Genomic DNA, 23,020 nt, shown 5'->3' with positions numbered 1-23,020 from the left:
GGGCGCGACCGGCGCCGTTGTCGAGGCGTTTGATGCGACCGTGGATGTCGCGTGTAACGTGCAGTCGATTACCGTAGCTGTCGCTGATGGCGATCAGCGTTGCGCCTTTGCTGTTAAAGCGAAAGTGGTAGAACGATGGACGCTTGCCGGCTTGGGCGAGAATCAGTTCCGATGGATCGTCACCGAGGAAAATGGCAGCTTTTGAAAGGCTGTTGGTGATCGCTGGACGTTGTTCACTCGGGAGCGGGAACGGCGTTGCGCGGTTTTCGTGGTCGGTCCAGATTACTTCATCGCCATTGATGTCAATGCGATGAGCCAATGCATGGCTCCAGCCATAACCCAGACCGCAATCAATTTCCACGGCACTGGTTCTGTAGAGGCGCGTCCACTCAAACGGCAGTAGCCCGTCGAGTTGACCGTCGGTCAGCGTCAACAGCTCTTCACCGGTCACCATCGAAACCGGGCACCCATTAGTGCAGGTATCGGCGGCAGGTTCTGCACTTTTGTCGGCCGGGGTCTTCGCCTGCTTAGAAGCATCGTCAGCTATTTTTCCGTCCGCGAGTTTCGCGTTTTTCTTGCCATCAAACCGCAACTCGGAAATCCCGTTTCTCACCTTGGCCGTCACGCCACGCGCCGCAACAGCGGTGTATTTCGCGACGTATTCCATAAAGCCGTTGATAATCTTGAACAACGACTTCACAAAACCGATGACGGCGTTGAGGACAAGCTCACCGTATTTCTTCAAGCGGGCGATCAGGTAGATAACGCCCGTGCCTTCAGCCGCAATGGTGAGTACCACGCCAATCACGATGTCGATGGCGATACCGACCACCATTGCCGTGGTGGCTTTCGCGATGTCGCCCGCCATCTTCATCGGCGGCAGGCCTGCCAGCCAGATCACGGCGCTGCGTACCAGCAGGAACAGCGCGGCTTCGTCACTGGCCAGCAACATGGCCTTTTTCATGATGTCCGGCGAGCTTTTGGCAACTTTGATCAGTTCATCCGCACCCGCGCCAAGATCCTTCGCAAACTTGCCGGGGTCCTGCAGGATATCGAGCACTTGGTTGATGCCATCCCACACACCCTTTATCGCCTCCCAGCCACCTTCAAGAATGCCGGTGCCAATCGCCATCGCGGTGCCCGAGGTGGAAACGTTCGACCATTGCGGTTTGAATCCGGCCCACTCTTTGCGAAGAAAACCTTCCAGGTCTGCGGTCACGCCGCTGTAGGAGCTGAAGAGGGCATCGATTTGTGCCGGCGTCACTTCGTTATGAACGCGGATCTCGTAGAACTTGCCTGGAATACCGCCGGTCCAGGCGGCTTTGCCTTGAGCATCGAGTTTGACCTTGCTGACTGCACCACCCTCAACGGCGACGATCTCGACTTCGATTTCGCCGATAGGAATGTCGTAAACCGACTCGAATTTGCTTTCGATCAGCAACGGCCCCTTGAGCGGGCACTGCGCCACGTTCGAGGTGAAATTGCCGTCGGTCATGCTCACCGCTTTGCTCGAGTCACCAACCTTGATTACTCGCTCCATGCCCAGCAGGGAAGGCAGGTCAGCGGCCCGGCTGGCCTTGTCAGCGACGCGTGCGTACCAGGTTTTGGTTTGTTCCTGATACAGCTTCAGACTGTCCTTGAAGGTGTTCAGTTGGTTGTCAACAAAGGCAACGCGATCCATCAGCCTTGCTCCAGAATCAGGTGGTTTAACAGTGCTTCTTTAAGGTTTTTCGGTGCGTCCGGACGGCGCACGAAACGGCTGACTTTCAGCTTCAGGTTGCTTTCGGGCCAAGCGGTGTAAATGTCCGGGCGGTCTTCTTCCAGCCACTGCATCAGGTTGCTGATCAGCGTCGTCGGATTTTCCTTGGCCAAGCCATCCAGTAACGGATCCGGCACCTCCCACCACGGCCAATCCTTCACCTTCGGCACAACCCGCGTCCCAACCTCCAGCGACTGCCCATTAATCAAATACCGCTCAAACATCGGCAGCACTTCCCCAGCCTTCTCCCCAAGCCCATGCAGAATCGGGTAGATATGCCGCCCATCCCAAAACCGGAAAAACACCTCGGTCCCGTCCGGCATCTTCACCTGTGTCAGGCTGCGCAGATGCTCGAAAACGTCGTTCGGCTCGGAACGCGACACCGCCAGCCAGCCCCAATCGAGGGCATCGGTTTCAGCGATCCACGGCAGGAACGCGGAATTGGCTTTGAGTTCGGTGACATACGGCATCACCGGTTGCCAAGTGGAGTAGGGCGTGCCGCCCCAGATCGGGATGAGCTGGGCGGTGGGTTCGGTCAGGTAGAGATTTTTCAGCGCGTCGGAATCACTCGCCGCGCTGATGACCAGATACAAGCGCTCACCAGTCTGCAACGGCTGTTGCGCCAGCCAATCCTTGGGCGTAATTCGATCAGATGGCACAGGCACCTGCCTTGCATTTTTCGCATTCTTCGCAGAACGGCGCGTTACGTTTGAGGGTGTTGATCTGGGCCGGGGTGAGGACCTGGCCGGCCTTGTCGGCGTCGGCCTGTTTCAGGATGCCAGGCATCAGCGGGGCGGCGCCGGTGCCGCTGCCGGGGCTGCCGCCGGAGTTCATGTTGATCACCGGGCCGCTCATGGTCACGCCGCCAGCGTCGATCTTGATGAAGCTGCCGCCGCCGATCAGGGTCAGCTCCGCACCGGCTTCCATTACCACTTTCATGCCGCTGCTGAGGTGGATTTCCTGCCCTGCGTCGATGAACTGGCCGGTGCCGATCTTGATGTGCTGATTGACGCCGACGGTGAGGTGGTCGTTGGCGCGCGCTTCGACTTTGCGGTCGGCGTAGACGGTGTGGTGTTCTTCGGCCTTGAACTCGCTGTAGCTGTTCTTTTCGACGGTGTCGTGGCGTTCGTTGCCGACGCGGATTTTCTGGTCGTGCTCGATGTTTTCGTCCCAGTCGCGCTGGGCGTGCAGGTAGATCTGTTCCTGACCTTTTTTGTCTTCGATGCGCAGTTCGTTGTAGCCGCCACCGCCCATCGAACTCAGGGTCTTGAAGGTGCTGCGGGTCTTGTTCGCCGGCAGCTCATACGGGACGGTGTTTTCCTTGTGGTACAGGCAGCCGCTGATCAACGGTTGATCGGGATCGCCTTCAAGGAAGGTGACCAGCACTTCCATGCCGATACGCGGGATGGCAATGCCGCCGTACTGGGCGCCGGCCCAGGCGCTGGAGACGCGCAGCCAGCAGCTGGTTTTGTCATCGGCCTGGCCTTCGCGGTCCCAGTGAAACTGGACTTTGACGCGGCCGTACTGGTCGCAATGGATCTCTTCGCCTTTCGGGCCGGTGACCACGGCGCTCTGGCTGCCGAGGATGCGCGGTTTCGGGTGGCGCAGGGGCGGGCGGTTGGGCACGTCCCACGGCGTGGCCTGGAAGCGGTTGCGGTAGCCCTGGTGGAAATCGTCTTTGAGTGCAGTGGTGTCGCTGGTCACCGACTCTTCGAGCACTTGCGGCTGTTTGCCTTCGTGGAGGACTTCGGTCAGCAACCAGAGGTCGTTCCATTTGGCTTTCGGGTGCGCGGTCAGGGCGAGGAAGTGGCCGCTGACCAGCAGTGGCTGATCACTCTTGCCTTCGGCGAGCTGGAAGTCGCTGCGATGGCGTTCGAGGGCGCGTTTGGCCAGGTGTTTGCCGCGCTCGCGGTCGATGAAACGACCTGGGTAATCGTAGTCTTCGAGGTCGGGCAGGGCGTCGCCACGGTTTTCGCTTTCGAGGGTGAGGCGCGGTTTCTCGAAGTCGTAATCGCGACGGGTGGTGCGGCTGGTACGGGTTTCCAGACGCAGGTCGAAGCGCTTGATCACCGGGTCGCTGGCGACCATGCCGGAGTCTTGCTGATAGGCCACAGGCTTGAGTTTCGGGAATACCGTCTGGTCATCGCCGAACAGCAGTTTGTGCGCCGTCGCCGTGTGCTCGAAGTGGTAGTGGATACCTTCTTCCTCGCACAGGCGCTGGATGAAATGCAGGTCCGATTCATCGTATTGCACGCAGTAGATGCGCTCGGGATAAATCGAACCGGTCTTGAATTCGTAGGCGTTGCTTTGAATGCCGTGCTCTTCGAGGACCATACCGATGATTTTCGGCACGGTGAGGTTCTGGAAGATGCGCTGGTTGACGCGATGCGCGAGGTAAGACAATTGCGGACGCAGGGTCACCGAGTAACGGGTCAGGCGTTTGCCGGAATCGCCTTGCGCGGCGCGGTAGATCTGGCCGTGGATGCCGCTGCCGTCGGGCGACAGTTGCAGGAAGGCCGGTTTGTGCAGCAGGGTTTCGAGGTCCAGCGACGGCTGCTCACTGACCAGCTCCACCTCGAACACAAAAGGCTGGCTGATGGCTTCGCGACCTTGCAGGGTGAATACCTGAAAGTCAGCAGAAAGACCTTCGATGGTCAGGGCAAAGTGGGTTTCATTGGCCGGCGCGAACATCCCTTGTTCCTCGTGCTGTACAGCGGCGTATGTCGACGACCGCAAAGCGGCTCAACTTACGCGAAATTCTGGAGGGCGAAAACAACATCGACCAGCAGAGCTGGCCGATGCTTGTAACGATCAGCCGTAATTAAACGACTGGAGCACGCCAGTCATCGGAACCCGAAGTACCGGATACTTCGTGGGTCCAGGTGATTTTGCGGTAGGTGAACTGCACTTCTTCCAGGTGGGTGAAGTGCGCGTTGCCTGGATCCTGGCAGTTGTGCATTTTGTTGTTGATGGCGACGATGATCGCGTCTTCCAGTTTGGTGGTGTAGTAGTGCTCTTGGGTGCCTTGAGCAGAAGTACGGAACCACTGGATAACGATTTCGCTCATGCGCTCGCCGGAGGTCAGAGCGGCTTGCAGCAGAGGCGAAGCTTTGTCGTAGACCTTGGTGATCACAACTGGCTTGTGAACGCGCTGACCGGTTGGCTGACCGGATTGTGGGTCACGCGGGATGATCACGTCGTGGCTGAAAGCCTGAACCATAACCTGGTCTTCGTGGCCTTCCTGGTAGGTGTTGCCTACGGAGTCAGCGGTGAAAGCGCCTGCAGTGATCAGGCCTTGTTTTTCGCCGGTAACCGACATGTACGCTGGTGTTGCCATGGGGTGCTCTCCTTGCTTGAAAAGACATACCTCACAGGCACCATTGCCTGAAAGGATGGCTATGCGCCATCAAAGTTCATGCCAGCTTTTGTGCAACCCATACAGATCAAGGTCCCGAGCTCATCGACTGATTTTTTTCTGTGACTAAGCCAATGAAAAACAAGGGAAAGTGCGCAACTTCTTGCGCAGTGGTGTGCAAGAAGTTGCGCACTTGGCTGGAGGCCACGAGCTACGCGGCCTGTAGAGACTTATCCGGGTCAAAACAGGCGAGGCACTGCGCAACTTCTTGCGCACTTGTACGGATAGATGAAGGAACCCCTGAGCTATCCTGCTGCCCACTAAAAGGTATCGACACATTCAGCAAGGAGGTTTGCATGCGTACCCTCGAACTGGCCGGCGTGCAGGTGCCGGTGATTGGCCAAGGCACCTGGCGCATGGGCGAAGACCGCTCGGCACACAAGCGTGAAGTGGCAGCCCTGCGCACAGGGATCGAGCTGGGCATGACCCTGATCGACACGGCGGAAATGTACGCCGAGGGCGGCGCCGAAAGCGTGGTTGGCGAAGCCATTGCCGGCCTGCGCGATCAGGTGTTTCTGGTGAGCAAGGTCTACCCGCACAACGCCAGCCGCAAAGGTATCCCGCAGGCCTGCGAGCGTAGTCTGCGTCGGCTCGACACCGATTACATCGACCTCTATCTGTTGCATTGGCGCGGTCAGTATCCGCTGGAAGAAACCGTCGAGGCGTTCGAACGTCTGCGCGAGGACGGCAAGATCGGCCGTTGGGGCGTGTCGAATTTCGATGTCGACGATCTCGAAGAACTCTCCAGTTCGGTCTGCGCGACCAATCAGGTGCTTTACAACCTCGAAGAGCGCGGCATCGAATTCGATTTGCTGCCGTGGTGCCAACATCAGCGCGTGCCGCTGATGGCCTACTGTCCGATTGGCCAGGGCGGCGCGATGCTGGCTGAACCGGTGCTGAATGAGATTGCCGCTCGTCATGGTGTAACCCCCGCGCAGGTTTCGCTGGCGTGGATTCTGCGTCAGGATGGTGTGATTGCGATTCCCAAGGCTGTGCGACCGGAACACGTGCAACTCAATGCACAAGCCGCGCAACTGCAACTGGAGGCCGGGGATCTGGCGGCGCTGGACCAGGTGTTTCAAGCGCCACAACGCAAGCAGCGGCTGGCCATGGTTTGAGCCAGCGGCTGGCGAGGGCTTCGCGATGAGAAGCACTGATCAGTACGACCCGTTCAACCTGCAACGTTTTGTCCAGGCCCAGGACCCGGTGTTCGAGCGCGTGCAACGCGAACTCGATGAGGGCCGCAAGCGCAGCCACTGGATGTGGTTTGTCTTTCCGCAATTCGCCGGTCTGGGCGGCAGCGAAATGTCCCGGCGCTTCGCCATCGGTTCGGCCGACGAAGCCCGGGCGTATCTGTCTCACGAACTGCTCGGCGCACGCCTGCGTACTTGCACGCAGTTAGTGCTGAAGGTGCAACAGCGCTCGATCGCGGAGATTTTCGGCCATCCCGATGACCTGAAATTTCATTCCTCGATGACGCTGTTCGCTCAGTTTTGCGCTGAAGACAGCGTGTTCAATCAGGCGTTGGAACGCTACTTCCACGGTATTCTCGACGAGTGGACGCTGCAGTTGCTCGACTCAAAACAGGCCCAGTTGCCCCCCGATCAGGGTTGAGAAATCGTCGTCGACAAACGGCAGAATCGCATCCGCCACCGGTTGCAGCTGCCGGGTGATGTAGTGGTCGTAGTCGATGGCGGCGCGGCGCACTTCCAGCGGCTCCGGGCCGGCCAGAGTGATGACGTAGCTGATCCAGCCGCCATTCTGGTACTGCCGTGGGCGCCCGTGTTGCGCGTTGTAATCGTCAGCCAAGCGCGCAGCGCGCACGTGCGGCGGGACGTTGCGTTCATAGTCGTCAAGGGTGCGGCGCAGGCGCTTGCGGTAGACCAAGCGATCATCGAATTCACCGGCGAGGGTTTTACGCACGTAGTCGCGCACGTAATCCTGATAGGGCTTGCGCTGGAAGATCCGCTCGTAGAGTTCCTGCTGGAATTGCCGGGCCAGCAGCGACCAATCAGTGCGCACGGTTTCCAGGCCTTTGTAGACCATTTCATCGCTGCCGTCGGCACGGGTGACGAGGCCGGCATAACGCTTTTTGCTGCCCTCCTCCGCGCCGCGAATGGTCGGCATCAGAAAGCGTTTGTAGTGAATTTCGAATTGCAGTTCGAGGGCGCTTTCCAGGCCATATTCATCACGCACATGCGCGCGCCACCAATCGTTGACGTGTTTGACCAGCGCATGACCGATGCTCGCCGCTTCTTCCTGCCCGTGCGGGCGACGCAGCCAGACGAAGGTCGAGTCGGTGTCGCCGTAGATCACCGCGTGGCCCTGTTCTTCGATCAGCTTGCGCGTGCGCAGCATGATTTCGTGGCCGCGCAGGGTGATCGATGAGGCCAGCCGCGTATCGAAGAAGCGGCAACCGCTGGAGCCGAGCACGCCGTAGAAGGCGTTCATGATGATTTTCAGCGCTTGCGACAACGGTGCGTTGTGTTCACGTTTGGCAGTCTCCCGACCTTCGGCCACCCGCGAAACGATCGACGGCAGGCAATGCCGGGTGCGCGAGAATCGGGCGCCACGGAAACCCGGCACCGAGTCGGCGTCGTCCGGGTGTTGCAGGCCTTCGATCAGGCCGACCGGGTCGATCAGAAAGGTGCGAATGATCGACGGATACAGGCTCTTGTAATCGAGCACCAGCACCGATTCGTACAACCCCGGTTGCGAGTCCATGACGAAACCGCCGGGGCTTGCCTGCGGCGGATTGGTGCCGAGGTTCGGCGCGACAAAACCCTGTCGGTGCATCAACGGCATGTACAAATGTGTGAACGCGGCGACCGAGCCGCCGCTTCTGTCCGCCGGCAATCCAGTGACGCTGGCGCGCTCCAGCAAAAAGGTCAGCAGTTCGGTCTTGGCGAAGATCCGCGTGACCAGTTCGCAATCCTTGAGGTTGTACTTGGCCAGCGCCGGTTTGTCCTCGGCGAACATGCGGTTGATTTCGTCCATGCGCTGGTACGGGTTGTCGATCGACTTGCCTTCGCCGAGCAGGGTCTGCGCGACGTTTTCCAGGCTGAACGAGGGGAAGCTCCAGGTCGCCGAGCGTAGGGACTCGATACCGTCGATGATCAGTCGCCCCGCTGCCGAGGCGAAGTAGTGATTGCGGCTGCCGTGTTCGCGCCATTGCATCTCTTCGCCGCCACGGCCGATCTTCAGCGGCACGCCGAGGCGCCGCGCGTGTTCGTGGAGGATGCGCAAATCGAACTGCACGACGTTCCAGCCGATGATCGCGTCGGGGTCGTGACGGGCGAACCAGTCGTTGAGCTTCTTCAGAATGACCGTGCGTGAGTCGCAGTATTCGAGGTCAAAGTCGACGATGCTGTCATCGCCGTTCGGCGCGCCGAGCATGTACACCTGACGCTCGCCACAACCTTCGAGGGCAATCGAATACAACTCGCCGGTTTCGGTGGTTTCGATGTCGAGCGAGACCAGGCGCAGCTTCGGTCGGTAATCGGGGTCAGGTTTGAGCTGCGCGTTGAGCAATACGCCGTCGGCATCGGGCGTGCCGCTGAACCGCACCGGTGCGGTGATGAAGCGCTCCATCAGATAGCGCTCCGGCGGGCGCACGTCGGCTTCGTAGACGTCGACCCCGTTGCGGTTGAGCGCGGTTTCCAGGCGCATCAACTGGCCGTGTTGCTGGCAATACAGACCGAGTACCGGGCGATGTTCGAAATCCTGCAAGGCCAAGGGGCGCAGTTCGACGTTCTTTTCGTCGTGCAGCAGGCGTTCGGCCGCTTCGCGCTGCTCGGCAGGAATAAATGCCACCGACGGCTGATGCGGCAGACGCACACGACGCGGCCCGGCGTCGGTCGCCAGCCAGAACTCGACTTCGGTGCCGGCCGCTGTATCGCGCCAATGCCGGGTCAGGACGAAGCCCTGCGGTAAATCCACCACTGCAACCTCAGGAATTGAAACAGAAGCGCATTCTACGCGGCATTGTGTGGGATGACCCTGGCGATAAATCGCCATCAGAAACGGAAAAACCCGGCAAATGACGTTTTTTGCGTGTTATCTGCCGCTTTGCCACCTTGCCCTGCGCGCTTGCGTCTACGATGCTTGGATAACAACGACAACACCTGAGTAACCGCCATGAAGACCGTCGCCCAACTGCTCAAGCTCAAAGATCAGAAAAATCAGGAAGTGCACCAGATCAAACCTGATCACATGGTGCTCGAAGCGCTGATGAAGATGGCCGAGAAAAACGTCGGCGCCTTGCTGGTGGTCGAAGACGATAAAGTGGTCGGCATCATCAGCGAACGCGACTACGCGCGCAAACTGGTGTTGCATGGTCGCTCATCCGTGGGCACGCCGGTGCGCGACATCATGGTGGCGAACGTGATCACCGTGGACACCCATCAAACCGTCGACACCTGCCTGGGCATCATGTCCGACAAACGCCTGCGCCACTTGCCGGTGGTCGAGAACGGCAAGTTGATCGGTTTGCTGTCGATCGGTGACCTGGTCAAGGAAGCGATTGCCGAGCAGGCGGAGCTGATCAAGCAACTGGAACAGTACATTCGCGGGGAATAACTTTTCAGGATCATCCCCTACCCCTGTGGGAGCGAGCTTGCTCGCGAAGGCGGAGTATCAGTCGACGCTTGTTTTTCTGACCCACCGCTTTCGCGAGCAAGCTCGCTCCCACAGGGTTCTTTAGCGGTCAGAACGGCCAATGCCGGGCGAACACCGGCGCCAGCACCGGATGCCGGTCAATCCGCTGCAACCACGCATAAAACCCCGGCCGCGTCTGGCGCAAATGCTCGCGGCTGCCCGCCCAGCGCGTCACCACCGCCGCCAGCACATCCAGCGCCCCCGGCGTTTCGTCATCCAGATACAACTCGGCGGAAAACTGGTCGGCAAACACCTCCCAACTCCAGTGCAAACGCTCGCGCGCGCCGGCCACCAGATTCTGCCGCGAGGCTTCGTCAGGCATCAGCAGCCAGCGCTCCGGATAATCGATGACGCCGATCGCTGCGTAGCAATTGCTGACGATGTAGACCAGGCCGCGAATCGCCTGATCACGATCCTCCGCCTTCGCCGGCAGTAAACCCGACTTGGGAAACGTCAGGCCCAGATGAATCAGGATTGCCGCGCTCTCGGTGATGGCGCTGCCGTCGGGCAGTTGCAAGGTCGGTATCTGCTTGAGTGGATTGAGCTGGGCCAGCGCCTCGGCGGCTTCGGTGCTGGCTTCGATATCAATGAAACGGTAAGCGATCTGGCACAGCTCCAGCGCCGCTTCGATGGCGGCTGCGCCTGAATTTCTGTGCCCGTAGAGCTGGTACATATCCAATCCCCCCGAAAAGACCATTGCCACAGGGTAGATGGCTGTAGCGTGGGTGTAGAAAAAATCTGCCTGTGTATCGGTTTTGGCACGGTTTTCCCATGCACTCGCGACTTGCGAATTCAAACCTCGCAAAACAGCGCTGGCGGTGCCCATCCCGCACCAAGAGCAATCATCGAACGCTATCCGCGTTCTTGTAAGGTGCGATACCGAACCAAAAGTTCGCGTATCCGAGCTGGCAACAAGGAGTTCACCGCGTGAATCTTCAAACGCTTTGCCGCATCAACCTCTGCTTGCCTCTTTGTGCACAACGCCGAGTTCATTCGAACAGTCCCGGCGACCAACGCCTTTACTTTATTACCTGACTCCACGACCGCGCCCTGTGATCGGCAATGACTTATTCGCCGGCAATGGCGTGCTATTTATTTTTTAAATACAACTCACAAAGTTATTGCACAACCAACGTATTAAATGAACGCAAGCAGGATTGTCGAACAATAACTTTCAGCGATTTTACAAGCGCACCAAAACAGCTCCAGCGACTTGGACCAAACAGCACAGCAAACATTGATTTCATTTAAACAAGAACAAGGAACATACGCCGTGACCCGCTAAAACATTGGCCCGCACCAAATCAGTCCGCCGCGCACCAGCAAGTGCCCCGGCCGCCAGCCACGCCACCGCTCTATCCCGCCGATCAGCGTGATAGCGCGTAGAGCCTGACTCGCCTCTGAAAAAGCTCCGCCAACAGGAGTAACGGGAATCCGTACGCCGGAGAAAAACCACGGCGATGTCAAAACTTATATAAATGCGACACGGGTAACACTCATGAAATAACCGATCTACATTTCGGCAATATCTGGCACAACGGTTGCAATATGTAACAAGCATGAGACACCGACAGTGCGCTCACGCAATAGAAGAACAACCAGGGAATGGCCAATGAACACTCGAAGTCGATGACGCCACGCCAGTAAGTTTGCACAAGCCTTGTTAACCAGATAGTTGAAATATCGGCTTCTGCACACCTTGAAGAAAGTTGCACCCACCCACTCGAATATCCCCTGGATGTTCGGACGGCACCTTATTGCCCTTCATCAACCCGAGGGAGCTTTAATGAACGATGCGGTAAAGCACAGAACCCTGCCGGGGCCGTTGCGGGAAGCGCCAGTCCCGCCGCCACCGGGCAGGCCGGCGTTTAAAGCCAATACCTCGCAACCCGGCAGTCTGAATAAACAGCAAATGGTGTTGCTGGTCGCTGTGTCGGCGCTGATACATGGCGGCGCCTGGTGGTTTCTCCAGCAATCCAAAACACAGCCATTGCCAACGCCACCGCAGATTCCGGAAATGACCGTCGAGCTGACAAGTCCGACGCCACCGGCACCGCCGACACCGGAACCGCCACCACCGCCTCCCCCACCACCGCCTCCCGAACCGGAGCAACCGGTGGAAGACGAGGACGCGGTCAAGCCTCCGCCGAAACCGGTGGAGAAACCCAAGCCGATCGAAAAACCGAAACCGGTCGAGAAGCCGAAACCGGTGAAAAAGGTCGAGCCACCGAAAGCCCCACCCGCCCCGGCACAACCGGCCGCTCCTGCTGCACCGGCGACACCTAGCGCACCACCGGCCCCTGCCGCTGCGCCGGGCCCGGTCAAGGAATCGGCAGCGATCTCGGGCCTCGCCAGCCTCGGCAACCCGCCGCCGGAATACCCGTCGCTGGCCCTGCGACGCAACTGGGAAGGCAGCGTGGTGCTGCGTATTCAGGTGCTCGCCAATGGTCGTGCAGGCTCGGTGACGGTGACCAAATCCAGCGGCAAGCCGCAACTGGATGACGCCGCCGTCGCCGCCGTGAAGAACTGGAAATTTATTCCGGCCAAACGCGGTGACACGCCGATCGACGGCTTCGCCACCCAGACCATCGATTTCAAATTGCCGCAATAACCGAACGCTCAATCAACGCACAACCGAATAACGCAAGCGAGGTGTAACCATGAACGATTTGTCTTCGATGATTGTCCCCGGTGTCCTCTGGGGCCTGGTGCTGTTTTCCGTGGTCAGTTGGGCGATTCTGCTGGTCAAGTCGGCGCAGTACCTGCGGCAGAAAGCGCAGAACAAACAATTCACCAAGGCCTTTTGGGGCGCGCCGGATCTGCTCACCGCCGCCGAACACGCCAGCCAGTACCCGGGCTCACTGGCGCGCATCGCCAGCAGCGGTTTCGAAGCACTGCTGGTGGAAGACTCGCCACGCACCACGCAGCAATTGGCGCACACCATCAACCGCTCGGATCGCCTGGAACGCAACCTGCGCCAGCAGATCCAGAAGGAACGCCGCTCGCTGGAAAACGGTCAGGCGATCCTCGCCAGTATCGGCAGCACCGCGCCGTTCATTGGCCTGTTCGGCACCGTTTGGGGAATCATGGAAGCGCTGAAAAGCATCGGCGAAACCGGTTCGGCCAGCCTTGAAGCAGTGGCTGGGCCGATCGGTCACGCGCTGATCGCCACCGGCGTGGGTATCGCCGTCGCGGTGCCGGCGGTGCTGATTTACAACTTCTTCCTGCGCCGCTTGAAACTCGCTTCGGCAGACATGGATGACTTCGCCCACGACTTTGACGCCCTCGCCTCGCGCAGTGCGTTTTCCATCAGCCGTCAGGCCATCGCCAGCAAAACCACGGCCGCCGTGCGGGAGGCCAGCTGATGTCGTTCTCCACTCAAGACAGCGATGAAGTGCTCAGCGAAATGAACGTCACGCCACTGGTCGACGTGATGCTCGTGTTGCTGGTGGTGTTCATCGTCACCGCGCCGCTGATGACCAACGCGATCAAAGTGAATCTGCCGAAAACCGACGCCGTCGCCCCCGCCGAAAAGAAAGACCCGGTGGTGGTCAGCGTCGATCAGGACGGCAAGTTCTATCTGGCCAAGACCGAGTTGGCCCCGGAATCACTGGAAGCCAGCCTCAAGGAGGTCAAGGCCAAGGACGCCGAAGTCCGCGTGCAGTTGCAGGCCGACTCCGCCGTCAATTACGGCCAGGTGGCGAAAGCCATGGCGTCGATCGAACGCTCGGGCATTACCAAAATATCGGTGATGACCACCCACTGAGTGCGGTGGCGGGCGCGCAGTGAAAAACGCGCCCGCCACCGCCCGCTGAATCCTGTCGCAATCAGCCGACCGAAAAACGCCACGCGTCTTCGGAGGGGATCGGCTTGCTTGAAGAAAGTGGTTTTCCGCACGCGGTATCACCGATAGCGGAGCAATGAGGGGCTCACAAGGCCAATTCGATAACGTCTAAAAAGTCGGAAATAACCATGCTGATGAACACTCCACGCTTCACGCTCAAACCCTTGGTGGCCACGATTTCTCGCCACCGTTTTGTTCCGTTGTATCTGGTGGCCATGGGGATGGGCGCCGGGACTGTGCAGGCGGCCGAGGACGACAACGCTGGCGTCCCGGCGGCTGCAGCGGTGGTTGCGCCGACCACGCAACTGCAACGGGTGGAAGTGACCGGTTCGGCGATTCGCCGGGTCGATGCGGAAACGGCGGTGCCGATCACCATTCTCAAGGCCGATGAGCTGCGCAAACAGGGCGTGACCACCACCGCCGAACTGGTGCAGCGCATCACCGGCAGCCAGTCGATCAACAACAGTGCTGGCTCGGTCGGCGCGGCGACTGGCGGCGCCTCGTTCGCTGACATGCGCGGTATCGGCGCGAACAAGACGCTGGTGCTGCTCAACGGTCGACGCCTGGCCAACAATGCCTTGTCGGGCACCAACTCGGCCGGCGGCGCGGTGGATCTGAACATGATTCCGTTTGCCGCCATCGAACGCGTGGAAGTGCTGCGTGACGGCGCCTCGGCCCTGTACGGCACCGACGCCATCGGCGGTGTGATCAACTTCATCACCAAGAAATCCCTGACCGACGGCCAGTTGACCCTCGGCGGCGAAACCCCGACCCACAGCGGCGGCGGCCAAACCAAAGACATGAGCGCCAGTTGGGGCTACGGCGATCTGGAAGAAGACCGCTTCAACGTCCTCGGCGTGTTCAACTACAACAAGCAGCAGAACCTCGACGCCAACGACCGCTCTTTTGCTACTGACTACGCCCCCGGTCGCGGTCTCGATCAGACCTCGGGCACCGCGTTCCCCGGCAACTACAGTCAGAACGGCAACGCCACTAACCCGTTGGCCAACAGCAATTGCAACGGCCCCAACCTGATCGCCCGCGACGGCTTGTGCCGCTTCAGCACCCGCGAATTCATCGACCTGGTGCCGCAGACCGAGAAGACCTCGTTCTTCGGCAAGACCACCGGCAAGCTCGGCGACGATCACAACGTCAATCTCGAATACTTCTGGTCGCGCAACAACAACGCCACAGCGGTCGGCCCTGCGCCGTTGACCGGTCTGAGCCTCGACGGTTCGTCGCCCTACTACCCCGGCAATGGCATCACCCCGGCGCCCACCGATTTCGCCCTCGACCCGACCCAACCGGTCGATGTGAACTGGCGCGAAACCGCTGCCGGCCCGCGTGAATCGAAAGACCAAAACACCAGCCAGCGCTTTTTGCTCAGCTTCGATGGTCTGGTCGGCGGTTGGGATTACAACCTCGGCGCCTCGTACAACCAGAACAAAATCGTCTCCAGCGTCACCAGCGGTTATGTCAGCGATCAGGCAATGATCGACGGTCTGGCCAGCGGTTTGCTCAACCCGTTCGGCCCGCAGTCGGCCGCCGGTCAGCAGTACATCGATAACGCGGCGTACCACGGCGCCTATTCCACTGCTGTGGGCCGTGTAGCCGGTTTCGATGGTCGTATCAGTCGTGAAATCGGCGACTGGTTCGGCGCCGGCCCTTCCGGTCTGGCACTGGGTGGCGAGTACCGCAAAGAGAAATTCCACCAGGACTTCGAGTCGTTCGCTGGCGACATCCAGAGCCTCGGTATCGACCCGGCGGGCAGCGTCGAGGGCGATCGCAGCGTCAAAGCCGCCTACGCCGAAATCAACGTGCCGGTGCTCGACAGCCTTGAACTGTCCGCCGCCGTGCGTCACGACAAATACAGCGACTTCGGCAGCACCACCAACCCGAAATATTCGTTCCGTTATCAGCCGTTGAAAGAACTGGTGGTGCGTGGCGCGTACAGCGAAGGTTTCCGTGCGCCGTCGCTGTACGAGCTGTATTCGCCGCGCAGCATCACCTTCACCCAGGGCTACTACAACGACCCGGTGCTGTGTACTGGCGGCGTGGTGCAACCGGGCGGTAACGGCGGCCGCGATTGCGGTCAGCAGTTCCTCAACCAGATTGGCGGCAACGAAGACCTGGCCCCGGAGAAGGCGCGTAACGTGACGCTGGGCTTCGTCTATCAGCCGATCAACAACCTGTCGGTGGGTCTGGATTTCTGGTGGATTCACATCTCCAACCAGATCCAGCCGTCCCCGGAATCCACCGTGTTTGATCAGGCCGGCTCCTACCCGGACCGCTTCGTGCGCAACGCCGATGGCACGCTCAACTACATCGTCACCGGCAACGCCAACCTTGGCATCGTCGAAACCAACGGTGTCGATGTGTCGCTCGACTATCGCTTCCCGAACACGCCGTACGGCCAGTTCGGTCTGGGGCTGCAAGGTACTTACGTCGACGAGTACGACTTCCAGAGCACCATCAAAGGCCCGTTCACCGACAAGGTCGGCGACTTCCAGGGTGACGGCGTGATCGCGCGCTGGAAGCACAACCTCACCGGCAGCTGGACCTTCGGCGCGGCGCGGGCGGCGCTGACCAACCGCTTCACCACCGGTTACAACGACTACGACCGCGACACCCACGCGCGCGTGGCGTCGTATTCGGTGTGGGACCTGTCGGCCGGCTACACCTTCAACAAGGTGCTGGATGTCGATGCCGGGATGAAGAACGTGTTTGACCGCAACCCACCGTTCTCCAACCAGGCCTACAACTTCCAAAGCGGCTATGACCCGCGCTACACAGATCCGCTGGGGCGTACCTTGTTTGCGCGCATGACTTACCACTTCTAACCGAGAGCACCGCAACTCCTGTAGGAGTGAGCCTGCTCGCGATAGCGTTTTTTCAGACAACCTTGCAGGGTCTGACTTGGCCTCATCGCGAGCAGGCTCACTCCTACAGTTTTGACCTGTGTGCATTCAGGAACTAAGGAGTGACTTCATGAGTTTTTTGCGCAACATGGCGGGCCTGCTTCTGGGTGGTGCGCTGCTATGCACCGGCACCTCGGCGCTGGCCGCTGGCAGTTATGCGCTGACGGTGTACGGCGAGGCGCCGAAGTATCCGGCGAATTTCCAGCATTTCGATTTCGTCGACCCCAAGGCACCCAAGGGCGGTTCACTCAGTCGCGCGTCGATGGAGATCGGCCAGTACAACTACATCAGCCCGTATGCCGATCAGGGCATTTCCGTGGTGCAGGTCAACGACTGGGTGTACTCGCCATTGGCGTTCCGCTCGCTCGACGAGCCCTACACCGTTTACGCATTGGTCGCGCAACAGATCGAGCGCGATCCCGAAGGTATGTGGGTGCGTTTCACCCTCAATCCAAAGGCACGCTTCGCCGACGGCACGCCGATTACCGCCGAAGACGTGCGCTACACCTTCAACCTGTTGATGACCAAGGGCAGCCTCAGTTATCGCCAGCAATACGCCGACGTGCAGGACGTGCTGATCGAAGGCCCACGGCAGGTGCGCTTCACCTTCAAGAACAACCTCAACCGCACCCTCGCGCTGGATCTGGCGACCATGCGCGTGGTCCCCGAACACTGGTGGAAAACCCGCGACTTCGCCAATGGCGGCGGTTTCGAGCCACCGCTGGGCAGCGGTCCGTACCGGGTGAGCAAGGTCGACGCCGGGCGCAGCATCAGTTTCCAGCGCGATCCGGACTGGTGGGGCAAGGACCTGCCGGTCAATCGCGGCATGTACAACTTCGACACGCTCACGGTGAATTTCTACGGCGACACCGACGTCGCCCGGCAACTGTTGCAGGCGGGCGCATTCGACTACAACCGCGAGTTCTCCTCGTCTGGTTACGTGGTCGGCTACGACAGCCCGGCACTGCGTGATGGTCGCTTGCAACAGTCGATCCTCGCCCCGAACAAACCCACCGCCGCTCAGGGCTTCGTGTTCAACCTGCAGAACCCGTTCTTCAAGGATCGCCGCGTGCGTCAGGCGATCAGCCTGCTGTGGGATTTCGAGTGGACCAACAAACAGATGATGCGCGGCTTCTACGTGCGCCAGAACAGCTTCTGGCCGAAGAGCGAAATGGCCGCCACCGCCCTGCCCGACGCTGAAGAATTGAAGATCCTCGAACCGCTGCGTGGGCAGATTCCCGACGAGGTCTTCACCGAGGTTTATCAGGCGCCGAAAACCGATGGCAGTGGCTACATCCGCGACAAACAATTGCAAGCGCTGAAGCTGCTCGCCGAAGCTGGCTGGACGCCGCAACACAATCGTCTGGTCAACGCTGCTGGCGAACCGCTGGAGTTCACTTTCCTCGACGGCCAGGGCGGCTTCGATCGCATGCTGTTACCGTTCAAACGCACCCTCGCGCAGATCGGCATCACGCTGAATTTGCGGCGCATCGATTCGGCGCAATACATCAACCGCCTCAACGCCCGCGACTACGACATGATCGTCGTCGCTTTCCCGCGCAGCGGCGATCCGATCGTCTCTCCCGGCCGCGAGTTGTACAGCCTGTACGCCTCGCAAAGCGCCACGCAAGTCGGCAGTTCCAACTCGATGGTGCTGGCCAATCCGGCGGTCGATCAACTGATTGACGGGCTGGTCCAGGCCAACAGCCGCGAAGCCATGGTGCATTACGCCCGCGCCCTCGACCGGGTGCTGCAATGGGGTTACTACATGATTCCCAACTACTACTCCAAAGGCACGCCGACGGTGTATCAGAACCGCTTCGGCATGCCGCCCGTGCAACCGGCGTATGACGAAGGCCTCAACACCTGGTGGGAGGTATCGGCCAAGGCGCTGACCACGCAACAGATGCACAGCCAACTCGCGGGGGGTCAGTGACATGCTGCGTTATCTGAGTCGACGTTTGCTGCTGATCATCCCCACGCTGCTGTGCATTCTGGTGGTGAATTTTCTGATTGTGCAGGCCGCGCCGGGTGGCCCGGTGGAGCAGGCCATTGCGCGCCTGCAAGGCTTCGGCGGGCACAGCATGGGCGGCGGTGGCGAGGTTGCTGCGGTTGGCGGTGCCGGGCGCAGCAGCCGTGGCCTCGACCCGGCGCTGATCGAGGAGATCAAACACCATTACGGCTTCGACAAACCGCTGCACGAACGCCTGTGGTTGATGCTGAAAAACTACGCGCAGCTGGATCTGGGCAGCAGCTTCTTTCGCGGCGCCAAGGTCACCGATCTGATTGTGCAGAAGCTGCCGGTGTCGCTGTCGCTGGGCTTGTGGGCGACGTTGATCACCTACCTGATTTCCATTCCGCTGGGCATCCGCAAAGCGATCAAGAACGGCAGCGCCTTCGATGTCTGGAGCAGCACGGCGATCATCATCGGCTATGCGATGCCGGCGTTCCTCTTTGCGATTCTGTTGATCGTGGTGTTCGCCGGCGGCAGCTACGTCAACTGGTTTCCAGTGCAGGGGCTGGTCTCGGATAACTTCGACAGCCTCAGCACGCTGGGCAAGGTCGGCGACTACCTCTGGCACCTGGTATTGCCGGTGACGGCGCTGGTGATCGGTGGCTTCGCCACGCTGACGATCCTCACCAAAAACAGCTTCCTCAACGAGATCAGCCGCCAGTACGTGATCACCGCCCGGGCCAAGGGTCTGACCGAGCGCCGCGTGCTCTACGGCCATGTGTTTCGCAACGCGATGTTGTTGGTAGTGGCCGGTGTGCCGTCGGCGCTGATCGAGGTGTTCTTCGCCGGTTCCTTGCTGATCGAAACCATCTTCAACCTCGACGGCCTCGGGCGCATGAGTTACGAGGCAGCAGTGTCGCGGGATTACCCGGTGGTGTTCGGCGCGTTGTTTCTGTTCACCCTGTTCGGCCTGTTGATCAAGCTGATCGGCGATCTCTGCTACACCCTGCTCGACCCGCGCATCGACTTCTCGGCGAGGACTGCCTGATGTTCACTCTTTCTCCTCTCGGTCAGCGCCGCGTTGCGCAGTTCAAGGCCAACCGGCGCGGGCGCTGGTCGTTGTGGTTGTTTATCGGCCTTTGCCTGATCTGTCTGGGCGGCGAGTTGATCGCCAACGACAAGCCGCTGGTGATCCGTTACCACGACGCCTTTTACTTCCCGATCCTCAGCGATTACCTGGAAACCGATTTCGGCGGCGAGCTGCCGTTTCAGCCGGATTACGCCAGCGGTTACGTGCACAAACTGATCGAGGATCAGGGCGGCTGGATGCTGTTTCCGCCGATCCCGTTCAGCTACGACACGGTCAATTACGACCTCAGCGAACCGGCGCCGAGTCCGCCGTCCTCGAGCAACTGGCTGGGCACCGATGATCAGGCGCGCGACGTGTTGGCGCGGGTTATTTTCGGCACGCGAATTTCGATTCTGTTTGCGCTGATCCTCACTGGCATCAGTGCGTTGATTGGCATCGTAGCCGGAGCATTGCAGGGTTATTACGGCGGTTGGGTCGATCTGCTCGGGCAACGGGTGCTGGAGATCTGGTCGGGGTTGCCGGTGCTGTACCTGCTGATCATTTTGTCCGGGTTCGTCTCGCCGAGTTTCTGGTGGCTGCTGGGGATCATGGCGTTGTTTTCCTGGCTGGCGCTGGTTGATGTGGTGCGCGCAGAGTTCTTGCGTGGGCGCAATCTGGAATACGTCAAAGCGGCGCGAGCGCTGGGCCTGACCGACAACGAGCTGATGTGCCGGCATATTCTGCCCAACGCGATGACCTCCACCCTCACCTATCTGCCATTCATTCTGACTGGTGCGATTGCGACGCTGACTGCGCTGGATTTTCTTGGCTTCGGCATGCCCGCCGGCACCGCGTCGCTGGGCGAATTGATCGGTCAGGCCAAACGCAACCTGCAAGCGCCGTGGCTAGGGCTGACGGCGTTTTTCGCGTTGGCACTGATTCTGTCCTTGTTGGTTTTTATTGGTGAGGCTTGCCGTGATGCATTCGATCCCCGGAGCTGAGATGAACGACAATTTGATCGAGATCCGCGATCTGCGCGTGGCCTTCGCCGGGCAAGAAGTGGTGCACGGTTTGAACCTGGATATTCGCCGTGGCGAATGTCTGGCACTGGTCGGTGAATCCGGCTCGGGCAAGTCGGTGACGGCGCATTCGATTCTGCGTTTGTTGCCGGGCAAGAACGTCAGCAGCAGCGGCGCGATCCGCTATAACGGCGTGGATTTGCTGCACGCCAGCGAGCAGCAGATGCGCGGTTTGCGCGGCAACCGCATTGCGATGATTTTCCAGGAGCCGATGACCTCGCTGAACCCACTGCACACGGTGGAAAAACAGGTCAGTGAAGTGCTGGAGATTCACAAGGGTCTGAAGGGCCGCGCTGCCCGTGAGCGGACGTTGGAGTTACTGGAGCTGGTCGGCATTCGCCAGCCTTTGCAGCGTTTGAAAGCCTATCCGCATCAGCTTTCCGGCGGTCAGCGGCAACGGGTGATGATTGCCATGGCGCTGGCCAACGAGCCGGAACTGTTGATCGCCGATGAGCCAACCACGGCGCTGGATGTCACGGTGCAGCAGAAGATTCTCGAGTTGCTGATCGAGTTGCAGCAACGCCTTGGCATGTCGCTGTTGCTGATCAGCCATGACCTCAATCTGGTGCGGCGCATTGCGCAGCGGGTGTGCGTGATGCGTCACGGTGAGATCGTTGAGCAGGCGGATTGCGAAGCGTTGTTTCGGGCGCCGCAGCATCCTTACAGTCGCTTGTTGATCGAGGCCGAACCGAGCGGTGCGCCAGTGCCGAGTGAGTTCGAGCACAACCTGCTTGAAGTCGATGACTTGAAGGTCTGGTTCCCGTTGCCCAAAGCACTGTTCAGCCGCCAGCAGGATTACATCAAAGCGGTGGACGGCGTGAGCTTCACCCTGCAGCGGGGCAAGACCTTGGGGATTGTCGGCGAGTCCGGTTCAGGAAAATCGACGCTGGGTCAGGCGATCCTGCGGCTGGTCGAGTCCGAGGGCAATATCCGTTTCGGCAACAAGCAATTGAGCCTGCTCAATCAGCGTCTGATGCGGCCGTTGCGGCGGCAGATTCAAGTGGTGTTCCAGGATCCGTTCGGCAGCCTCAGCCCACGGATGTCGGTGCAGCAGATCATTGCCGAGGGGTTGCTGACCCATGGCATCGGCACTGAAGCCGAGCGGGAAGCGGCGGTGATTCGCGTACTGGAGGAAGTTGGCCTCGATCCACAGAGCCGGCATCGTTATCCCCACGAATTTTCCGGCGGCCAGCGCCAGCGTATTTCCATCGCCCGCGCACTGGTGCTGGAACCGGCGCTGATTCTGCTCGATGAACCGACTTCGGCACTGGATCGCACGGTGCAGAAACAGGTGGTGGAGTTGTTGTGGCAATTGCAGATCCGGCATGGACTGACGTATCTGTTTATCAGCCATGATCTGGCGGTGGTGCATGCGCTGGCGCATGACTTGATGGTGATCAAGGATGGCAAGGTGGTTGAGCAGGGTTCGTCGCGCGAGATTTTTGCTGCGCCGCAACACCCCTACACCCAAGAATTACTGAACGCCTCCGGCCTCAAGACCGACACAAAACCCTGTAGGAGTGAGCCTGCTCGCGATAGCGGTATCCCAGTGACATGAGTTTTGACTGACCCACCGCCATCGCGAGCAGGCTCACTCCTACAAGGGATTGGGGTGGGTCATTGAAATATTTTTCATGGCCACTGCATCCAAACGCCTCCGTCACGGGTAGTCCCTGTAACAGCCCTCTTCGGCTGTCAGCGGTCTACCCTTTCGGAGATAACACTGATGAACATCACCCAGCTGATTGGCCTCACCGGTTTGCTCGCCCTGTCGTCGACAACCTTCGCCCAAAGCAGTTACCCCGACGCGATCAAAGTCCCGGACGGCCACAAGATCGCGATGGAAACCACCGGCGTCGGCGAGATCACCTACGAATGCCGTGACAAAGCCAATACCCCGGGACAGACCGAGTGGACCTTCGTCGGCCCGAAAGCGGTACTCAATGATCGCAGCGGCAAGCAGGTCGGCACCTACTTCGGCCCACCGGCCACCTGGCAGGCCAAGGACGGTTCGAAAGTCACCGGAACGCAATTGGCCGTGGCGCCGTCGACTCCGGGCAACCTGCCCTATCAACTGGTCAAGGCCAATCCGGCCGAAGGCAAAGGCGCGATGAGCGGCGTGAGTTACATCCAGCGTGTCGCACTCAAGGGTGGCGTGGCGCCGGGCAGCGAATGCACGGCGGCGAACAAGGGCAAGCAGGAAGTGGTGAAGTACCAGGCCGACTATATTTTCTGGGCGGCGAACTGATCTCCGGATCCACCACAAATCCCCTGTAGGAGTGAGCCTGCTCGCGATAGCGGAGTGTCAGCCAACATATGCGTCACT

At 59.9% G+C, this 23,020-nt stretch carries 18 protein-coding genes; 12 read left to right on the top strand and 6 right to left on the bottom strand.

The window, feature by feature from the left end; genetic code table 11:
- The 4 genes from ACW9IR_RS22245 to ACW9IR_RS22230 form a co-directional block, all read right to left on the bottom strand.
- Positions 1-1,681 (bottom strand): DUF6531 domain-containing protein (locus ACW9IR_RS22245; protein WP_457465138.1); only part of this gene is annotated, 1,681 nt, incomplete at its 3' end.
- Positions 1,681-2,418, bottom strand: coding sequence for a DUF4123 domain-containing protein (locus ACW9IR_RS22240; RefSeq protein WP_102902779.1), 738 nt, complete (start codon positions 2,416-2,418; stop codon positions 1,681-1,683). The genes ACW9IR_RS22240 and ACW9IR_RS22245, both read right to left, overlap by 1 nt.
- Positions 2,408-4,450 (bottom strand): type VI secretion system tip protein TssI/VgrG, encoded by a 2,043-nt coding sequence (gene tssI / locus ACW9IR_RS22235; RefSeq protein WP_457465137.1) that lies wholly within the window; start codon positions 4,448-4,450, stop codon positions 2,408-2,410. Before tssI ends, ACW9IR_RS22240 begins: the two co-directional genes overlap by 11 nt.
- A gap of 130 nt (positions 4,451-4,580) precedes the next feature.
- Entirely contained in the window at positions 4,581-5,096 is a 516-nt protein-coding gene (locus ACW9IR_RS22230) for an Hcp family type VI secretion system effector (RefSeq protein ID WP_100848256.1), read from the bottom strand.
- 374 nt (positions 5,097-5,470) lie between these two features.
- Here ACW9IR_RS22230 and ACW9IR_RS22225 point away from each other — a divergent pair, with 374 nt between their 5' ends.
- Positions 5,471-6,292, top strand: coding sequence for an aldo/keto reductase (locus tag ACW9IR_RS22225; RefSeq protein WP_457465136.1), 822 nt, complete (start codon positions 5,471-5,473; stop codon positions 6,290-6,292).
- Between the two features lie 25 nt (positions 6,293-6,317).
- Positions 6,318-6,788 carry a DUF1810 domain-containing protein gene (locus tag ACW9IR_RS22220; protein ID WP_457465135.1) on the top strand — a complete coding sequence of 157 codons (471 nt, stop codon included), beginning with the start codon at positions 6,318-6,320 and terminating at the stop codon, positions 6,786-6,788.
- Here the strand turns inward: ACW9IR_RS22220 and ACW9IR_RS22215 are convergent.
- Positions 6,753-9,113: a DNA polymerase II gene (locus tag ACW9IR_RS22215; RefSeq protein WP_457465134.1), complete on the bottom strand. Its 2,361-nt coding sequence runs from the start codon at positions 9,111-9,113 to the stop codon at positions 6,753-6,755. The genes ACW9IR_RS22220 and ACW9IR_RS22215 overlap by 36 nt on opposite strands.
- 198 nt (positions 9,114-9,311) lie before the next feature.
- On the opposite strand from ACW9IR_RS22215, the gene ACW9IR_RS22210 reads away from it, so the two are divergent.
- Positions 9,312-9,752 carry a CBS domain-containing protein gene (locus ACW9IR_RS22210; protein WP_008084932.1) on the top strand — a complete coding sequence of 147 codons (441 nt, stop codon included), beginning with the start codon at positions 9,312-9,314 and terminating at the stop codon, positions 9,750-9,752.
- A gap of 127 nt (positions 9,753-9,879) precedes the next feature.
- On the opposite strand, the gene ACW9IR_RS22205 is transcribed toward ACW9IR_RS22210, so the two are convergent.
- On the bottom strand, positions 9,880-10,503 hold the full coding sequence (locus ACW9IR_RS22205) for a glutathione S-transferase N-terminal domain-containing protein (RefSeq protein WP_457465133.1): 624 nt from the start codon (positions 10,501-10,503) through the stop codon (positions 9,880-9,882).
- A 1,113-nt stretch (positions 10,504-11,616) separates the two neighbouring features.
- Between ACW9IR_RS22205 and ACW9IR_RS22200 the strand changes: the two genes are divergently transcribed.
- The 9 genes from ACW9IR_RS22200 to ACW9IR_RS22160 all read left to right on the top strand — a co-directional run bounded on the left by ACW9IR_RS22200 (position 11,617) and on the right by ACW9IR_RS22160 (position 22,942).
- On the top strand, positions 11,617-12,441 hold the full coding sequence (locus tag ACW9IR_RS22200) for an energy transducer TonB (protein WP_457465132.1): 825 nt from the start codon (positions 11,617-11,619) through the stop codon (positions 12,439-12,441).
- A gap of 67 nt (positions 12,442-12,508) precedes the next feature.
- Entirely contained in the window at positions 12,509-13,195 is a 687-nt protein-coding gene (locus ACW9IR_RS22195) for a MotA/TolQ/ExbB proton channel family protein (RefSeq protein WP_371857975.1), read from the top strand.
- On the top strand, positions 13,195-13,596 hold the full coding sequence (locus ACW9IR_RS22190; RefSeq protein ID WP_007918272.1) for an ExbD/TolR family protein: 402 nt from the start codon (positions 13,195-13,197) through the stop codon (positions 13,594-13,596). Before ACW9IR_RS22195 ends, ACW9IR_RS22190 begins: the two co-directional genes overlap by 1 nt.
- Positions 13,597-13,802: 206 nt before the next feature.
- On the top strand, positions 13,803-16,514 hold the full coding sequence (locus ACW9IR_RS22185; protein ID WP_457465131.1) for a TonB-dependent receptor: 2,712 nt from the start codon (positions 13,803-13,805) through the stop codon (positions 16,512-16,514).
- A 148-nt stretch (positions 16,515-16,662) separates the two neighbouring features.
- Entirely contained in the window at positions 16,663-18,528 is a 1,866-nt protein-coding gene (locus tag ACW9IR_RS22180) for an extracellular solute-binding protein (protein WP_457465130.1), read from the top strand.
- Between the two features lies 1 nt (position 18,529).
- Positions 18,530-19,594 carry a microcin C ABC transporter permease YejB gene (locus ACW9IR_RS22175; protein WP_108227252.1) on the top strand — a complete coding sequence of 355 codons (1,065 nt, stop codon included), beginning with the start codon at positions 18,530-18,532 and terminating at the stop codon, positions 19,592-19,594.
- Complete coding sequence (locus ACW9IR_RS22170) at positions 19,594-20,616, top strand: ABC transporter permease (RefSeq protein ID WP_102902438.1); 1,023 nt, start codon at positions 19,594-19,596, stop codon at positions 20,614-20,616. The genes ACW9IR_RS22175 and ACW9IR_RS22170 overlap by 1 nt, the downstream gene beginning before the upstream one ends.
- A 1-nt stretch (position 20,617) precedes the next feature.
- Positions 20,618-22,252, top strand: a complete 1,635-nt coding sequence (locus tag ACW9IR_RS22165) for an ABC transporter ATP-binding protein (RefSeq protein WP_457465129.1) — start codon at positions 20,618-20,620, stop codon at positions 22,250-22,252.
- 168 nt (positions 22,253-22,420) lie between these two features.
- Positions 22,421-22,942, top strand: coding sequence for a DUF3455 domain-containing protein (locus ACW9IR_RS22160; protein ID WP_034154625.1), 522 nt, complete (start codon positions 22,421-22,423; stop codon positions 22,940-22,942).
- Positions 22,943-23,020: the final 78 nt, after the last annotated feature.

The organism is Pseudomonas sp. SDT291_1_S447, from assembly GCF_054070155.1.
Note: the sequence above shows the minus strand (reverse complement) of the source record. Positions and strands in the feature narration are given on the sequence as shown.

Bases quoted from the DNA above. Each gene is read 5' to 3' on its own strand.
- tssI (WP_457465137.1), bottom strand. From the start codon at position 4,450: ATGTTCGCGCCGGCCAATGAAACCCACTTTGCCCTGACCATCGAAGGT.
- ACW9IR_RS22230 (WP_100848256.1), bottom strand. From the start codon at position 5,096: ATGGCAACACCAGCGTACATGTCGGTTACCGGCGAAAAACAAGGCCTG.
- ACW9IR_RS22225 (WP_457465136.1), top strand. From the start codon at position 5,471: ATGCGTACCCTCGAACTGGCCGGCGTGCAGGTGCCGGTGATTGGCCAA.
- ACW9IR_RS22220 (WP_457465135.1), top strand. From the start codon at position 6,318: ATGAGAAGCACTGATCAGTACGACCCGTTCAACCTGCAACGTTTTGTC.
- ACW9IR_RS22210 (WP_008084932.1), top strand. From the start codon at position 9,312: ATGAAGACCGTCGCCCAACTGCTCAAGCTCAAAGATCAGAAAAATCAG.
- ACW9IR_RS22205 (WP_457465133.1), bottom strand. From the start codon at position 10,503: ATGTACCAGCTCTACGGGCACAGAAATTCAGGCGCAGCCGCCATCGAA.
- ACW9IR_RS22200 (WP_457465132.1), top strand. From the start codon at position 11,617: ATGAACGATGCGGTAAAGCACAGAACCCTGCCGGGGCCGTTGCGGGAA.
- ACW9IR_RS22195 (WP_371857975.1), top strand. From the start codon at position 12,509: ATGATTGTCCCCGGTGTCCTCTGGGGCCTGGTGCTGTTTTCCGTGGTC.
- ACW9IR_RS22190 (WP_007918272.1), top strand. From the start codon at position 13,195: ATGTCGTTCTCCACTCAAGACAGCGATGAAGTGCTCAGCGAAATGAAC.
- ACW9IR_RS22185 (WP_457465131.1), top strand. From the start codon at position 13,803: ATGCTGATGAACACTCCACGCTTCACGCTCAAACCCTTGGTGGCCACG.
- ACW9IR_RS22180 (WP_457465130.1), top strand. From the start codon at position 16,663: ATGAGTTTTTTGCGCAACATGGCGGGCCTGCTTCTGGGTGGTGCGCTG.
- ACW9IR_RS22175 (WP_108227252.1), top strand. From the start codon at position 18,530: ATGCTGCGTTATCTGAGTCGACGTTTGCTGCTGATCATCCCCACGCTG.
- ACW9IR_RS22170 (WP_102902438.1), top strand. From the start codon at position 19,594: ATGTTCACTCTTTCTCCTCTCGGTCAGCGCCGCGTTGCGCAGTTCAAG.
- ACW9IR_RS22165 (WP_457465129.1), top strand. From the start codon at position 20,618: ATGAACGACAATTTGATCGAGATCCGCGATCTGCGCGTGGCCTTCGCC.
- ACW9IR_RS22160 (WP_034154625.1), top strand. From the start codon at position 22,421: ATGAACATCACCCAGCTGATTGGCCTCACCGGTTTGCTCGCCCTGTCG.